Genomic DNA, 14,843 nt, shown 5'->3' on the forward strand with positions numbered 1-14,843 from the left:
CGTGACCGACGTCTTCGGCACGTCCCACAAGGACGTCCACGAGCAGGTCGTCTTCTGCGCCGACGAGCAGAGCGGCCTGCGTGCGATCATCGCCGTCCACAGCACGGCCCTCGGGCCCGCGCTCGGCGGCACCAGGTTCTATCCGTACGAGAACGAGCAGGCGGCCCTGGCCGACGTGCTCAACCTGGCCAAGGGCATGTCCTACAAGAACGCCCTGGCCGGCCTCGACCTCGGCGGCGGCAAGGCCGTCATCATCGGCGACCCGGCCAAGGTCAAGAGCGAGGCGCTGCTGCGCGCCTACGGCAGGTTCGTCGAGTCGCTCGGCGGGCGCTACATCACCGCCTGCGACGTCGGCACCTTCAGCGAGGACATGGACGTCGTCGCCCGCGAGTCCCGCCACGTCACCGGCCGCACCCTGGCCCACGGCGGCGCCGGCGACTCCTCCGTCCTGACCTCGTTCGGCGTCTTCCAGGGCATGCGCGCCTCGGCCGAACGGGTCTTCGGCACGCCGTCGCTGCACGGCAGGCGGGTCGGCGTCGAGGGGGTCGGGAAGGTGGGCCACCGCCTGGTCGACCTCCTGCGCGAGGACGGCGCCGAGGTCGTGATCTGCGACGTCGACCCGCGGGCCGTCGAGCGGGTGCGCCAGCGGCATCCGGAGGTCGAGGTGGTCGCCGACGCCCAGGCGCTCACCACGTCCGACATCGACGTCTTCGCGCCCTGCGCGCTGGGCGGCGCGCTCGACGACGCCACGGTGGCCGGTCTGCGGGCGAAGATCGTCTGCGGCGCGGCCAACAACCAGCTCGCGCATTCCGGCGTCGAGAAGCAGCTGGCCGACCGCGGGATCCTGTACGCGCCCGACTACGTGGTCAACTCCGGCGGCGTCATCCAGGTCGCCGACGAGATCGAGGGCTTCAGCATGGACCGGGCCAGGGCGAAGGCGGCCCAGATCTACGACACGACTCTGAAGATCTTCGGGATCGCGGCGGACGAGGGCGTTCCGCCGGCTGTGGCAGCGGATAGGCTAGCTGAGCGCAGAATGTCGGAAGTCGGGCGTATTAGGGCCATTTGGCTGGGCCACTGACGCCCCACGCCCATACGACGTACCGAGCTGGGCACAAAACAGGTACGGTAATAGGCGAACGATAGGCTGACGTCCAAAGTCAGGCGGCGTCAGTGTGTGGTGCGTTAGCGACGAGGGGTCGGGGACGACCCCACACGAGGGGGTCGAGCCAATGGGGCGCGGCCGAGCAAAGGCCAAGCAGGTCAAGGTTGCTCGCCAGCTGAAGTACAACAGCGGTGGCACGGATCTTGACCGTCTGCGCGACGAACTCGGGGTCGGAGACTCCAGCAATGACGACGCCGACGACCTCAACGATGAGCTGGCGGATCGCTATGCCGATTACGCCGATGACTACGGCTCCGGGGACGACGAAGACGGCCGTCCCGGTCGCCGATAGCCGTTCTTCAGAGTGACGTGGCCGAGGATCCGGCATGTGCCGGATCCTCGTTCATGAGCGTCGGGCCCCACGGGCAACCGTGGGGCTTTCGTCACGCTTGCGTGCGGTCGAGAAAGCCCGCGACCAGCGGCGCGATCTCAGGGAGCCGGTCCTCCAGCGCGAAGTGCCCGGTGTCGAGCACGTGCAGCTCGGCGTCCGGCAGGTCCCGCAGGTAGGCGTGCGCGCCCGGTTCCGGGAAGAAGGCGTCGTTGCGGCCCCACACGATCAGCGTGGGCGGCCGGTGGCGGCGCAGCCATGCCTGCCAGTCGGCGTAGAGCGCGAGGTTGGAGCGGTAGTCGAGCGCGAGCGCGAGCTGGGCTTCCCGGCGTCCGGGCAGGTCCAGGAAGTGCTGGTCGAGGGTCCATCCGTCGGGTGCGACCGCTGAGACGTCCGACGCGCCGCCCTCGTACTGGCCGCGCGTGACGGGCAGGGTGAACAGGTCGCCCAGGCTCTCCGCGGGCGCGTGGACGGTGGTGCGCGCCAGGTCCGACAGGCCCTCGTCGTAGGCGTTGGCGTTCTGGACGATCAGGCCGGCGATCCATTCGGGGTGCCGGGTGGCCAGGCGGAAGCCGACGGGGCCGCCGAAGTCGAAGGCGTACCAGACGAAGCGGTCGAGCCCGATCTTCTGCACAAAACCTTCGACCACGTCGGCCAGGCGGTCGAAGGAGTAGACGAAGTCGCCGGGGGCCTCGGTGTGGCCGAACCCGGGATAGTCCGGCGCGATCAGGCGGTAGCGCGTGCCCAGGGCGTCCATCAGGCGTCTGTACTGGTGGGAGGCCGAGGGGAAGCCGTGCAGCAGGAGCACGGGGATGCCGTCGCGCGGGCCCGCCTCCCGGTAGAACACCTGCACGCCTTCCACGTCCACGAAACCGTGGCGGATCTCCGGGATCTCCATACCTAATGCCTTTCTCGCGCAATGATGCGTTAGTTATAGCGAGCAGACTTCTAACGCGTCAAGGGGGAGATGTACCATTAGGAACCATGGAGTTCCTGATCGGTGAGCCGCTCGCGCTGGACCTGGTGAACACCCGGGCCCAGGACTTCGACGTCCTCGACACGCCCGAGGTGTTCGGGAACTGGCTCGATCGTCAGGCGGGCCGGCTGACCTCCGTCCGGGGGCCGTACACGGCGGACGATCTGGGCGTGGTCCGGGAGCTGCGGGCGCACGTGGCGGCGGCGGTCAATGCCGTGCGCGGGGGTGAGAGGCCGCCCGGCGAGGCGGTCGGGGCGATCAACGAGGCGATGCGCGCCGCGCCCGCGTACGGGCGTCTGGACGTCACGGACGGCGGGCTCACCAAGGGCGCGCGCAGGGACGGCGACCGGCTCGCCCGCCTGCTCGCGCAGCTCGCCGAGGCCGCGGCCGACCTGCTCACCGATCCGGCGGCGAGCCGGATCAGGGCCTGCGAGGGCCCCCGGTGCCGCATGGTCTTCCTGCCCGCCCATCCCCGGCGGCGCTGGTGCTCACCGGAGCTGTGCGGCAACCGCGTGCGCGTCGCCCGCCACTACCAGCGGCACAAGACCGCCTGAACGGGGGCCGGCGTCGAGCCGGCCCCCTTCGGGTCAGCGGTAGCGGGCCTGGCCCGAACCCTGGACGATCTCGCCCAGCACCCACGCGTGGAGACCGCGCTCGGCGAGCAGCCGGATCGCCTCGTCGGCCGAGCCGGGCGCCACCACGGCCGCCATGCCCACGCCGAGGTTGAACGTACGGTCCATGTCCTTCTGGGCGATCTGCCCGTGCCCGGCGAGGACGCCGAAGATCGCCGGCGGGGTCCAGGACGACCGGTCGAGCAGCGCGTCGAGGTGGCCGGGCAGCGACCGCGACAGGTTGGCCTCCAGGCCGCCGCCCGTGATGTGCGCGTAGGCGTGCACCTCGGTCGTGCGGGCCAGGTGGAGGCAGTCGAGCGAGTAGACGCGGGTCGGCTCCAGCAGCTCCTCGCCCAGCGGACGGCCCAGCTCGGGCAGCACCGCGTCGAGCGACAGCGACGCCTCGCGCAGCACGTGCCGAACCAGCGAGTAGCCGTTGGAGTGGATGCCGGAGGAGGCCAGCCCGAGGACCACGTCGCCCTCGCGGATCCGGTCGGGGCCCAGCATGGCGTCGGCCTCGACCACGCCGGTGCCGGCTCCGGCCAGGTCGTACTCGTCGGGGCCCATGGCGCCTGGGTGCTCGGCGGTCTCGCCGCCGACCAGCGCCGCGCCGGCCAGCCGGCAGCCCTCGGCCACGCCGCCGACGATCTCGGCGACGCGCTCGGGCACGACCTTGCCGACGGCGATGTAGTCGGTCATGAACAGCGGCTCGGCCCCGCAGACCACCAGGTCGTCGAGGACCATGCCGACCAGGTCGATGCCGATCGTGTCGTGCTTGCCGTAGCGCTGGGCGATCATGACCTTCGTGCCCACGCCGTCGGTGGAGGAGGCGAGCAGCGGACGCCGGTAACGCAGCAGCGCCGAGGCGTCGAAGAGCCCGGCGAAGCCGCTGGCGTCGTCGACCACCTCCGGCCGGCGGGCCCGCGCCACCTTGTCCTTCATCAGGGTGACGGCGCGCTCGCCCGCCTCGATGTCGACGCCGGCGGCCTCGTAGGTACTCACGCTTTGCTCTCCAACACGAACTTGCCCACGTTGTCCTGGTCGATGGGGATCGGGTACGAGCCGTCGAAGCAGGCCCGGCAGAGCCGCTCGGCGGGGATGGTGGTGGCCTTGGTCAGGCCCTCCAGGGAGATGTACCCCAGCGAGTCGGCGCCCAGCGAGGCCCGGATCTCCTCGACCGACAGCGAGCCGGCGATCAGCTCGGCGCGGGTCGCGAAGTCGATGCCGTAGAAGCACGGCCAGGCCACGGGCGGCGAGGAGATGCGGACGTGCACCTCACGCGCCCCCGCCTCGCGCAGCATCTTCACGATGGCGCGCTGGGTGTTGCCGCGCACGATCGAGTCGTCGACGACCACCAGGCGCTTGCCCGCGACGACCTCGCGCAACGGGTTGAGCTTGAGCCGGATGCCGAGCTGGCGGATGGTCTGCGAGGGCTGGATGAACGTGCGGCCCACGTAGGAGTTCTTCACCAGGCCCTGGCCGTAGGGGATGCCGCTCTCCTCGGCGTAGCCGACGGCGGCCGGCGTGCCGGACTCGGGCGTGGGGATGACCAGGTCGGCCTCGACCGGGTGCTCGCGGGCCAGCACGCGGCCGACCTCGACCCGGGTGACCTGCACGCCGCGGCCCGCGATCGTGGTGTCGGGGCGGGCGAGGTAGACGTACTCGAACAGGCAGCCCTTGGGGTCGGGCAGGGCGAACCGGCGGGACCGGACGCCGTCCTCGTCGATGGTGAGCAGCTCGCCGGGCTCGATCTCGCGGACGAACGTGGCGCCCACGATGTCGAGGGCCGCCGTCTCGGAGGCCACCACCCAGCCGCGCTCCAGGCGGCCCAGGACCAGCGGGCGGATGCCCTGCGGGTCGCGGGCCGCGTAGAGCGTCTTCTCGTCCATGAACACCAGCGAGTACGCGCCCTTGACCTGCGGCAGCAGCTCGGCCGCCGAGTCTTCGATGGAACGCGTGCGATCCTGGGCGAGCAGCGAGGCCAGGACCTCGGTGTCGGTGGTCGCCCGGGTGGAGCCGGGAGCCAGGCGCTCGGCCAGCTCCGGCGTGTTGATCAGGTTGCCGTTGTGCGCGAGCGCGAGCCCGCCGACCTCGGTGGAGCTGAGGGTCGGCTGCGCGTTCTCCCACACGCTCGAACCGGTGGTGGAGTAACGGCAGTGGCCGATGGCCAGGTGGCCGCGGAGGGTGCCCAGCACCGACTCGTCGAAGACCTGGGCCACCAGGCCCATGTCCTTGTAGACGAGGATGCGGCTGCCCTCGCTGACCGCGATGCCCGCGGACTCCTGGCCGCGGTGCTGCAACGCGTACAGCCCGTAGTAGGTGAGTTTGGAAACTTCCTCGCCTGGCGCCCAGACGCCGAAGACGCCACAGGCGTCTTTGGGTGCGCGGTCGTGGGGGTCCAGGTCATGGCCGAGCCGGCCGTCGCCCTTCAGCACATGCCTCAGTTTAGGTTGCGGGCTTCCGTGCTCGCACACCCGGGTGCTCCATCAGCCGGCGTGGGACGATCTGCCGGCGTTGGATCCGTCGCGGACGAACTCTCCGGTGACGTTGCGGTTCGCCGCCGATCCGAGGAAATGGATCAGCGCGGCCATGTCGTCGGCGGTCGAGAGCCGGCGGCTCGGCGTGCGGGCCGCGACGCGGTCGAGGGCCTCCTGGGTGACCGGGCGCTCGGCCTCGGTGATCGTGAGCCCGGCCACGGCCACGTTGACCAGCACGCCGTCCCGGCCGGCCTCCCAGGCCAGGGCGCGCGCCATGCCGTGCAGGGCCATCTTGGCGGTGCCGTACGGGCCGGGGCCCGGCTGGCCCTCCTCGGCGGCGCCCGAGGAGACGAAGACGATCCGGCCGAAGCCGTTCCTCCGCATCCCGGGCAGGAGGGCCTGGACGAGCAGGGCGTTGCCGACGACGTTCGCGTGCAGGGCGGCCGTCCATTCGGCGGCGGGCACGTCCTCGAAGCTCATGCTGTTGGGCATGATCGTGCCCCAGCGGACGGCGTTGAGCACGAGGGCGTCCACCGGGCCCGCCTGGGCGGCGGCGGGCGCGATGGTGGCGTGGTCCTCCAGGTCCAGGTGGACGGCCGCCGCCTGGCTGCCCGCCTCCTCGATGCGCTTGACGACCTCGGCGGCGCGGCCGGGGCCGGTGTTGTAGGTGATCGTGACCCGGGCGCCGGCCCTGGCGTAGGCGAGCGCGGTCGCGGCGCCGATGCCGGAGGAGCCGCCGGTGATGAACGCGTGCATGGGGATGCCTCTCTTGATTAGCCGACTAATTAGCCAGCTAAGTCGCTTTTGGCCATTGGAGGCAAGGGGGTTTCGCTCTCGGTGAAGAGGGTTACTGGGGGATGGCGCGGACGAGGCGGGACAGCAGGGCGCGTTCGGTGTCGTCCAGGCCGTGCTGGAGTTCTTCGTCGGTCCTGGCCCAGATCTCCTCGACCGGCTCGCGCAGCGCCCTGCCCGCCTCCGTCAGGTGCACGCGGCCCACCCGCGGCCGGTCGGGGTCGGGGGAGCGGTGGACGAAGCCCGCGCGTTCCAGGCGCTGGAGGGTCTTGGTGACGGTCGGCGGCTCCACGCCCAGCCGGGCGATCAGCTCGCCCTGGGTGAGGCCGTCCTGCCGCCACAGCTGGTTGAGCAGCAGTTCCTGGCCCGTGTGCAGGCCCAGTGGCGCCAGGGCGGCGGCCATCCGGTTGCGATGGGTCTTCATGACCATGATCAGGGCGTACGTCAGGGTCTCGTCCAGCATGCACTCATCTTGCCCGCCGCCTGCCGCTTAGGCGCATGGTGACCCAAGGATGGCGCCCGTCTTACCGTGTCGTGCGCTTTAGCCGATGCCCTCCGCGAAAAGGTGAAGTATCCGGCATGCAGACCCGTCGGGAGACGCAGACGTGACCACACCTGGGGACCCCAACGAACCCCGCGAGGGGCAGGACCCGCAGCACCCCGAAGGCCACCCCCGCGAGGGCCGGCCCGAATCCACGCCGCCGCAGCACACGCCTGAATGGTGGCGGGAGGAGGCGGCCGAGGAGGATCGGCCTGCGCCCGAGGAGGATCGGCCTGCGCCTGAGGAGGAGCCGCCGGAGATCGGGCCGTACGAGGGCGGGCCGACGAGCAACGAGTGGCGCCCGAGCGAGTGGGCCGTCGGCGGCCCGCCCGGCGCCGGGCCGACCGGCGGCGCGGGCACCCCGGAGGGCTGGACCTCCCCCGACCACGAACACGCCCCTGGACACGAGCACGCCCCTGGGCACGAGCACGCCCCTGGACACGAGCACGCCCCTGGACACGAGCACGCCCCTGGACACGAGCACGCTTCTGGACACGAGCAGGCGCCTGGCCATGAGCAGGCGCCTGGCCATGAGCACGCCGCTGGTCACGCGGAGCGGCAGTCCGAGGGTGGGCGGCCTGCGGCTGAAGGGGCTGGGGGGCGGCCCGGGGGTGGGCGGTGGGCGGATGAGTGGCCGTTCGAGGAGGAGCGGGAAGGTGAGGAGCCGATCGCACCGGTGCCGCCCGTGGTGCCACCGCCGCCACCGGACGTGCCACCATCGCACGAGCCCAGGCCCGGGGGCCGTCCCGACCATCCCGACCTGCCCACCTCGCCCGAGACGCCGGGACCGGCCGAGGGCGGCACCGGCAGGACGCGGTGGTCCGGCGGGGACGCCGAGGAGACGCAGGTCTATCCGGTGCCCGGCGGCACCCCGGCCTATCCGGGCTGGGGCACGCAACCGGACGAGGAGCCGAGCCGCCCCGCGCCCTCCCGGTACGAATACGGCGACGTGCCCACCTTCGAGCCCCCGCCCACCGGCACCCGCGCGGCCAGAGGCCCCGAGGAGCCGGGCGGCGCGGAAGGCGGTGCGGAGGGCGCTGAGGGGGCCGGGGGCATCGCAGGCGCGCCGGACTTCCGGAGCCCGCCGGGCGAGGGCACGCCGCGCTCGGCCGGCACCCCCGCTCCAGGAGGGGTGGAAGGCCCAGCTGGTACGGAAGGCCCGCTAGGTGCGGAAGGCGCAAGAGGTGCTGAAGGCCCAGGCGGTGTCGAAGGACCCGGAGGCGCCGTAGGCGCGGGCACTACCGGGGGCGCGGGAGGCGTGACGCCGACCCCCGGAGGCGCGGGCGTGCCCCCAGGAGGGCCTGGCGCCCCTTACGGGGGCGAAGGAGCTTACGGCGGGCCGGGGGCGCCGTACGGGGGCGAGGGAGCCTACGGCGGACCCTCAGCGTCCGGCGGCGGGGAGGGGCCCTATGGAGGGCCGGGATCCGGCGGCGGCGAAGGGCCCCATGGAGGGCCGGGATCCGGCGGCGGCGAGGGGGCCTATGGGGGGCCGGAGGCGGCCGGGAGGCCCTATGAGGGGGCTCCGGGGGCGTACGAGACCGGGGGGCGGGACGCGTCCGTCCCCGGTACCACGCCCTCCAGCCCCTACGGCGGTCCGCCTGGTTACGGCCCGCCGCCGGGAGCCCCCGCCTACGGCCAGTACGGCCCCTACGGCGCCCAGCCGCCCGCGCCGCCGGGCAGCGGCCTGGCCACCGCCTCGCTGGTGCTGGGCGTGGCGAGCCCGTTCCTGGTGTTCGTCTGCTTCACCGGCGTGCTCACGGCGATCCTGTCGATCGTCTTCGGCTGTGTGGCGCTCGCCAAGCGCGTGGGCAGGGGCCGGGCCATCGCCGGGATCGTGATCAGCGCATTGTCGCTGGTGTTGTTCGCGATCGTCGCGATCTGGTTCTGGAAGGTGGTCCAGGAGTGCGGCCAGCTTCCCGGCCAGCTCGCCGACCAGTGCTTCGAGAGCAAGTTCCCCTGGATGGGCAAAGGCCGCTAGAGCGGCAGGTGGGCTGACAGGTCGGCGCGGGAGCCGCTCGCCGCGACCGAGCCCCTGGCCATGGCCTCGTCCCAGGTCAGCCGGCCGAGCGCGAGCTCCAGCCAGGTGCGGGCGTCGGTCTCCACCACGTTCGGCGGCGTGCCGCGGGTGTGGCGGGGGCCGGGGACGGCCTGGACGGCCGCGTAGGGCGGCACGCGCACCTCGACCGTGCGGCCGGGAGCCGCGGCGGCCAGCTTCTCCAGCAGGTGGCGCACCGCCTGCCTGGCCGCGTCGCGCTCGGGGGCGAGCCCGCGGTCGTAGGCGGTCAGCACCGCGGCGACCAGGGCGTCGGGCAGGGCCGAGGCGGGGCCGTCGTAGGGCGGTTCGTCGAGGGCGACGAGCTGACCGTCGAGGGCCGCGCGCAACTTCTCCGGGTCCATCTTGCGTGGTGGCACGGGTCCATTGTCTCGCGGCAAGCGTTCATCGGGGCGGAGGTCGTCGTTCACCCCGGGTTTCGTTGACGACCGTAACGTCCCCGCCGTACAACCGCGCACATATCTGGAGGACCTGTGGCGAACCCTGAGGCGGGGCGGCTGCTGCCGCTGCTTTCCACCCCGCACAAAGGTGGCCGATCCGCTCTGACCTGTCAGTTCCGTTGCGGGAATGCGTGCGCGCACGACGTGGCCAACACGACGGGCAACGCCTACTTCGGCGACGTGGTGAAGGAGGCGCTGACGCGCCGTGGCGTGCTGCGCGCGGGCGCGCTCGGCGCGCTGGTGGCGGGCGTGGGCGTGGCGGGCGCGGTCCCGGCGCTCGCCGACGAGCCGGCGGCCGAGACCGCCGCCGCGCCGGTCGCGGTGGGCGGGCGCGGCCCGGCTGAGATCGCCTTCACCCCGGTGCCGCCGAACAAGGACGACGCGCTGCGCATCCCCGACGGCTACACCTCCTCCGTGGTCGTGCGCTGGGGCGACCCGGTGCTGCACGACGCGCCGGCCTTCGACTTCGACAACCAGACGGCCGACGCCCAGAACAAGCAGTTCGGCTACAACTGCGACTACGTGACGTTCTTCCCGATGGGCCACAACCGCGGCCTGCTGTGGGTGAACCACGAGTACACCGACGAGAACCTGATGTTCCGCGGGTACACGGGCGGCGCGGCCGCGACCGAGGAGCAGATCAGGATCGCGCTGGCCGCGCACGGCGGCTCGGTCGTGGAGATCGAGCGGGCGCACGGCACCGGCGAGTGGAGGCTCACCACCAAGGGCCGCCGCCGCTACAACCGGCGCGTCACCGCGCAGACGCCGATGCGCTTCTCCGGCCCCGCCGCCGGTCACGCCCTGCTCAGGACGGCCGCCGACCCCAAGGGCCTGGCGCCGGTCGGCATGCTGAACAACTGCTCGGGCGGTTCCACCCCGTGGGGCACGGTCCTGACCGCCGAGGAGAACTTCGACCAGTACTTCGTCAACGGCGACAAGGTCCCCGAGGCGCAGCGGCCGTACATCTCGCGTTACACGATCACGACGGGCACCCCGGCGAGCAGCCGCCGCTTCGACCGGGTCGAGGAGCGCTTCGACCTGGCCAAGCACCCGAACGAGGCCAACAGGTTCGGGTGGATCGTGGAGATCGACCCGTTCGACCCCGACTCCACGCCGATCAAGCGCACCGCGCTCGGCAGGTTCAAGCACGAGGCCGCCAACACCACCCTGGCCGCGGACGGCCGCCTGGTCGTCTACATGGGTGACGACTCGCGCTTCGAGTACATCTACAAGTTCGTCTCCAAGAACCGGTACATCCCGGGCTTCGACCGCCACAACCGCACCCTGCTGGACGAGGGCACCCTGTACGTCGCCAAGTTCACCGGCGACAGCCCGGCCGCCGAGATCGACGGCTCCGGCAAGCTGCCCTCCGACGGGCTGTTCGACGGCTCGGGCCGGTGGATCCCGCTGGTGTCTGGCGACAAGTCGTACGTGGACGGCATGACCGCCGCCGAGGTGCTGGTCTACACCCGTACCGCGGCCGACAAGGTCGGCGCGACCAAGATGGACCGTCCGGAGGACATGGAGCGCAACCCGGTCACCGGCGGCGTCTACGTGGCCCTGACCAACAACTCCAACCGCACCGCCGCCCAGGTGGACGAGGCCAACCCGCGCCCGTCCAACAAGCACGGTCACATCCTGGAGGTGGCCGAGCGGCGCAACGACGCGGGCGAGACCACCTTCGCCTGGTCGCTCCCGCTCGTCTGCGGCGACCCGAACGACCCCACGACCTACTTCGCCGGCTTCGACAAGACCAAGGTCTCGCCGATCTCGTGCCCGGACAACGTGACGTTCGACGCCGACGGCAACCTGTGGATCTCCACCGACGGCAACCAGCTCGGCAGCAACGACGGCCTGTTCGTCATGCCGGTGCGCGGGTCCGACCGCGGCCACCTGCGCCAGTTCCTCACGGTCCCGCTCGGCGCCGAGACCTGCGGCCCGCTGGTCACCGAGGACCAGAAGAGCGTGTTCGTGGCCGTGCAGCACCCGGGCGAGATCGACGGCGCGACCCCGGAGAACCCGGCCAGCCGCTGGCCCGACGGCGACCAGCCGCGCCCGTCGGTGGCGGTGGTCTGGCACGGCAAGGGCAAGAAGATCGGCAGCTGATCCACGGCGAAAACCAGTTGACCTCAAGTTAACTTGAGGAAATAGTCTCCCATGCATGAGCATGGAAGTGACCGCCTGGCATCAGCTTTACTCGATGAACAACCGGCCGGAGCGTCGCCCGCTGAACAGGGCGACGCTCCGGCGTATCGGCGGGTTCGCCCGTCCCCACCGCCGCAGGCTCGTGCTGTTCCTGGTGCTCAGCGTGGTGCTGGCAGGTTTGGCCGTGGTGTCGCCGCTGCTCGCGGGGCGGGTGGTCGACGCGATCTTCAACGGTGAGCCGCTCGGCGTGGTGGTCGTGGTCGCGCTGCTGATCGCGGGCCTGGCGCTCGCCGAGGCCGGGCTCGGCCTGCTGAACCGCTGGCAGTCGGCCACCATCGGCGAAGGGCTGATCCTCGACCTGCGCACGGCGGTCTTCGACCATGTGCAGCGCATGCCGGTCGCCTTCTTCATGCGGACGCGCACCGGGGCGCTGGTGAGCCGGTTGAACAACGACGTGATCGGCGCGCAGCGGGCCTTCACCGACACCTTGTCCAGCGTGGCGGGCAACCTGGTGCAGCTCCTGCTGACGCTCACCGTGATGATCGGCATCTCCTGGCAGATCACGCTGCTCGCGTTGCTGCTCCTGCCGGTGTTCGTGCTGCCCGCGCGCCGGATGGGCGTCAGGATCGCGCGGCTGCGGCGCGAGGCAGCCGACCACAACGCCGCCATGGGCACCCAGATGACCGAGCGGTTCTCCGCGCCGGGCGCGACGCTGGTGAAGCTGTTCGGCCGTCCGGCGCGCGAGTCCGCCGAGTTCGCCGCGCGGGCGCGCCGGGTGCGCGACATCGGCGTGCGCTCGGCCATGAACCAGTCGGTGTTCGTCACGGCCCTGACCCTGGTCTCGGCGCTCGCGCTGGCCCTCGTCTACGGCCTCGGCGGCTTCTACGCCCTGCGCGACCAGCTCGAACCCGGCGCCGTGGTGTCGCTGGCCCTGCTGCTGACCCGCCTCTACGCGCCCCTCACCGCCCTGGCCAGCGCCCGGGTGGACGTGATGAGCGCCCTGGTCAGCTTCGAGCGCGTCTTCGAGGTGCTCGACCTCAAGCCGCTGATCCAGGAGCGCGCGGACGCCCGCGACGTCCCCGAGGGCCCGGTCGCGGTCGAGTTCGACGACGTGCGCTTCGCCTACCCCGCCGCCGACAAGGTGTCGCTGGCCTCGCTGGAGGAGGTCGCCACGCTGGACTCGCGGGGCGGCGAGGAGGTGCTGCACGGCATCTCGTTCACGGCCCTGCCGGGCCAGATGGTGGCGCTGGTGGGCTCGTCGGGGGCCGGCAAGTCCACGATCGCCCAATTGCTGCCCAGGCTGTACGACGTCGACTCCGGCGCGGTCCGCCTCGGCGGCGTGGACGTACGGGACCTGACCTTCGACGCCATCCGCGACACCCTCGGCATGGTCACCCAGGACGGCCACCTCTTCCACGACACGATCAGGGAGAACCTGCTGCTGGCCAGGCCGGCGGCGAGCGAGGAGGAGATCTGGGACGCCCTGTCCAGGGCCCGGCTGCGGACGCTGATCGAGTCACTGCCCGACGGCCTGGACACGGTGGTCGGCGAGCGCGGCTACCGGCTGTCCGGCGGCGAGCGCCAGCGGCTGACGATCGCCCGGCTCCTGCTGGCCAGGCCGCGCGTGGTGATCCTGGACGAGGCCACCGCCGCGCTCGACTCCACCTCCGAGGCGGCCGTGCAGGAGGCCCTGGGGGAGGCGCTGGCGGGCCGGACCGCCGTGGTGATCGCGCACCGGCTGTCGACCGTGCGGGCGGCCGACCAGATCCTGGTGATCGAGGACGGCCGCGTGGCCGAGCGGGGCACGCACGCCGAACTGCTGGCCATGGGCGGCCGCTACGAGGAGCTGTACCGCACTCAGTTCGACGAGCCGACGGTCGCCGGGGCGGTGGCCTGAGGCTCGTCCGTCACCGGCGGGCGGCGGGACGGCCGCAGCGCGTACAGGCCGAGCGGGACGGCGGCCAGCACGATCACCGCCGCGATGACCAGCGTGAACTGGTAGGCGTCGAGGAAGGCGGCCAGCGGGGGCCGGTCGCTCCCGCTCTGGCGGGAGCTGAGGATGGCGCCCAGCACGGTGATGCCGAGCAGGCCGAACACCTCGCGCGAGACGTTCAGCACGCCTGAGGCCACGCCGGCCCTGTCCTTGGGCAGGCCGCCGAGGATCGCCGAGGTCAGCGGCACCAGCAGGCCGCCGCCGAGGCCGTAGAGCAGGAACCAGGGGGCGACGTCGGCGTAGTCGCCGTCGGCCCCGACGCCGGAGATCAGGTAGATCGCCGCGCCCATGAGCGCCATGCCGAGCGCCACCGTGCGGCCGGTGCCGAGCCGGGCGGAGATCCGCTGCGACGTGATGGCGACGACCGCCATGACCAGGGCCATCGGCACGAACGCCAGGCCGGCCTGCGTGGGGGAGAAGCCGAGCACGTTCTGCAGCCACAGGGCGCTGAAGAAGTAGATGCCGAACACGCCGAACGACCAGATGCCCATGGTCAGCGCGCCGCCGGTGAACACCCGCGAGCGGAAGAGCGACAGGTCGATCATCGGGCGCTCGGACCGCGTCTCGACCAGCGCGAACGCCACGGCCGCGGCCGCCGCGAGCCCGAACGCGGCCAGGATCTCGGCCGACGTCCATCCGGCGCGGTCGCCCTCGATGAGCGCGTAGGTCAGGGAGACCAGCGCGAGCGCCGAGGTGGCCAGGCCGGGCAGGTCGAGCCGGTGCCGGCGGCGGGTGAAGGCGGGCCGGACCGCCCACAGGGCCAGGCCGAGGGTGGCGATCCCGATCGGCACGTTGATCAGGTAGATCCAGCCCCAGTGCAGGTGCTCGCTGATGAATCCGCCGGCTGCCGGGCCGAGCGCCATGGACAGCGCCCCCGACGCGCTCCAGATGCCCACGGCCCTGCCGCGCTCGCCGGGCTCGGGGAAGATCTGGCTGATCAGGGTGAGCGACGTGGGCGTGAGCAGCGCCGCCCCCACGCCCTGGACGGCCCGCGCCGCGATCAGCGCGCCGCCCGAGGTGGCCAGCCCGGCGCCCAGCGAGGCCGCGGTGAAGACGGAGAGCCCGGCCAGGAACACCACGCGGGCCCCGAACAGGTCCGCGAGCCGGCCGCCGACCAGCATGAGCCCGGCGAAGACCAGGATGTACGAGCTCACGATCCACTCCAGCCCGGAGATCGTCAGCCCGAGCTCCCGCTGGATCGTCGGCAACGCGACGTTCCCCACGTTGTTGTCGAGATAGGTCATGAAGGTGCCCAATGTCACGGCACCCAGCGCCCACCATCGCATGTCGCCAACCTCCTATACGCCGTACTTGTACGTCGT

At 72.0% G+C, this 14,843-nt stretch carries 13 protein-coding genes; 6 read left to right on the plus strand and 7 right to left on the minus strand.

What is annotated here, in order from left to right:
- Position 1 precedes the first annotated feature (1 nt).
- Positions 2-1,081, plus strand: a complete 1,080-nt coding sequence (locus AB0J46_RS47955; protein WP_364342855.1) for a Glu/Leu/Phe/Val dehydrogenase dimerization domain-containing protein — start codon at positions 2-4, stop codon at positions 1,079-1,081.
- A 151-nt stretch (positions 1,082-1,232) separates the two neighbouring features.
- Positions 1,233-1,457: a DUF3073 domain-containing protein gene (locus tag AB0J46_RS47960; RefSeq protein ID WP_358301959.1), complete on the plus strand. Its 225-nt coding sequence runs from the start codon at positions 1,233-1,235 to the stop codon at positions 1,455-1,457.
- 91 nt (positions 1,458-1,548) lie between these two features.
- On the opposite strand, the gene AB0J46_RS47965 is transcribed toward AB0J46_RS47960, so the two are convergent.
- Positions 1,549-2,391 carry an alpha/beta hydrolase gene (locus AB0J46_RS47965; RefSeq protein WP_364342858.1) on the minus strand — a complete coding sequence of 281 codons (843 nt, stop codon included), beginning with the start codon at positions 2,389-2,391 and terminating at the stop codon, positions 1,549-1,551.
- A gap of 86 nt (positions 2,392-2,477) precedes the next feature.
- Here AB0J46_RS47965 and AB0J46_RS47970 point away from each other — a divergent pair, with 86 nt between their 5' ends.
- Positions 2,478-3,023, plus strand: coding sequence for a CGNR zinc finger domain-containing protein (locus tag AB0J46_RS47970; protein ID WP_364342861.1), 546 nt, complete (start codon positions 2,478-2,480; stop codon positions 3,021-3,023).
- Between the two features lie 33 nt (positions 3,024-3,056).
- Here the strand turns inward: AB0J46_RS47970 and purM are convergent, their stop codons facing one another.
- From purM to AB0J46_RS47990, 4 genes are all read right to left on the minus strand, one after another.
- Positions 3,057-4,082 carry a phosphoribosylformylglycinamidine cyclo-ligase gene (gene purM / locus AB0J46_RS47975; protein WP_364342864.1) on the minus strand — a complete coding sequence of 342 codons (1,026 nt, stop codon included), beginning with the start codon at positions 4,080-4,082 and terminating at the stop codon, positions 3,057-3,059.
- Positions 4,079-5,515 (minus strand): amidophosphoribosyltransferase, encoded by a 1,437-nt coding sequence (gene purF, locus AB0J46_RS47980; RefSeq protein ID WP_352361025.1) that lies wholly within the window; start codon positions 5,513-5,515, stop codon positions 4,079-4,081. Before purF ends, purM begins: the two co-directional genes overlap by 4 nt.
- Positions 5,516-5,566: 51 nt before the next feature.
- Positions 5,567-6,313, minus strand: coding sequence for an SDR family NAD(P)-dependent oxidoreductase (locus tag AB0J46_RS47985; protein ID WP_364342868.1), 747 nt, complete (start codon positions 6,311-6,313; stop codon positions 5,567-5,569).
- Between the two features lie 91 nt (positions 6,314-6,404).
- Entirely contained in the window at positions 6,405-6,812 is a 408-nt protein-coding gene (locus AB0J46_RS47990) for a MarR family transcriptional regulator (RefSeq protein WP_364342871.1), read from the minus strand.
- 142 nt (positions 6,813-6,954) lie between these two features.
- Between AB0J46_RS47990 and AB0J46_RS47995 the strand changes: the two genes are divergently transcribed.
- Positions 6,955-8,868, plus strand: a complete 1,914-nt coding sequence (locus tag AB0J46_RS47995; protein ID WP_364342874.1) for a hypothetical protein — start codon at positions 6,955-6,957, stop codon at positions 8,866-8,868.
- Here AB0J46_RS47995 and AB0J46_RS48000 read toward each other — a convergent pair.
- Complete coding sequence (locus AB0J46_RS48000; RefSeq protein ID WP_352361113.1) at positions 8,865-9,287, minus strand: sterol carrier family protein; 423 nt, start codon at positions 9,285-9,287, stop codon at positions 8,865-8,867. The two genes, AB0J46_RS47995 and AB0J46_RS48000, sit on opposite strands and share 4 nt — an antisense overlap.
- Before the next feature lie 129 nt (positions 9,288-9,416).
- Here AB0J46_RS48000 and AB0J46_RS48005 point away from each other — a divergent pair, with 129 nt between their 5' ends.
- Together AB0J46_RS48005 and AB0J46_RS48010 are read left to right on the plus strand one after the other, a co-directional pair.
- The gene (locus AB0J46_RS48005; protein WP_364342877.1) at positions 9,417-11,489 is read left to right on the plus strand and encodes a PhoX family phosphatase; all 2,073 of its coding nucleotides are present in this window, start codon (positions 9,417-9,419) and stop codon (positions 11,487-11,489) included.
- 55 nt (positions 11,490-11,544) lie between these two features.
- Entirely contained in the window at positions 11,545-13,425 is a 1,881-nt protein-coding gene (locus AB0J46_RS48010; protein ID WP_364342880.1) for an ABC transporter ATP-binding protein, read from the plus strand.
- Here AB0J46_RS48010 and AB0J46_RS48015 read toward each other — a convergent pair.
- Positions 13,386-14,807, minus strand: coding sequence for an MFS transporter (locus AB0J46_RS48015; RefSeq protein WP_364342883.1), 1,422 nt, complete (start codon positions 14,805-14,807; stop codon positions 13,386-13,388). The two genes, AB0J46_RS48010 and AB0J46_RS48015, sit on opposite strands and share 40 nt — an antisense overlap.
- Positions 14,808-14,843: the final 36 nt, after the last annotated feature.

This window comes from Nonomuraea sp. NPDC049758 (genome assembly GCF_040674635.1).
In the GTDB taxonomy this organism is placed as follows: domain Bacteria; phylum Actinomycetota; class Actinomycetes; order Streptosporangiales; family Streptosporangiaceae; genus Nonomuraea.

Coding starts and splice junctions, on each gene's coding strand:
- AB0J46_RS48015 (WP_364342883.1), bottom strand. CDS start 14,807: ATGCGATGGTGGGCGCTGGGTGCCGTGACATTGGGCACCTTCATGACC.
- AB0J46_RS47985 (WP_364342868.1), bottom strand. CDS start 6,313: ATGCACGCGTTCATCACCGGCGGCTCCTCCGGCATCGGCGCCGCGACC.
- AB0J46_RS48000 (WP_352361113.1), bottom strand. CDS start 9,287: ATGGACCCGGAGAAGTTGCGCGCGGCCCTCGACGGTCAGCTCGTCGCC.
- AB0J46_RS48010 (WP_364342880.1), top strand. CDS start 11,545: ATGAGCATGGAAGTGACCGCCTGGCATCAGCTTTACTCGATGAACAAC.
- AB0J46_RS47970 (WP_364342861.1), top strand. CDS start 2,478: ATGGAGTTCCTGATCGGTGAGCCGCTCGCGCTGGACCTGGTGAACACC.
- AB0J46_RS47965 (WP_364342858.1), bottom strand. CDS start 2,391: ATGGAGATCCCGGAGATCCGCCACGGTTTCGTGGACGTGGAAGGCGTG.
- AB0J46_RS47960 (WP_358301959.1), top strand. CDS start 1,233: ATGGGGCGCGGCCGAGCAAAGGCCAAGCAGGTCAAGGTTGCTCGCCAG.
- AB0J46_RS47990 (WP_364342871.1), bottom strand. CDS start 6,812: ATGCTGGACGAGACCCTGACGTACGCCCTGATCATGGTCATGAAGACC.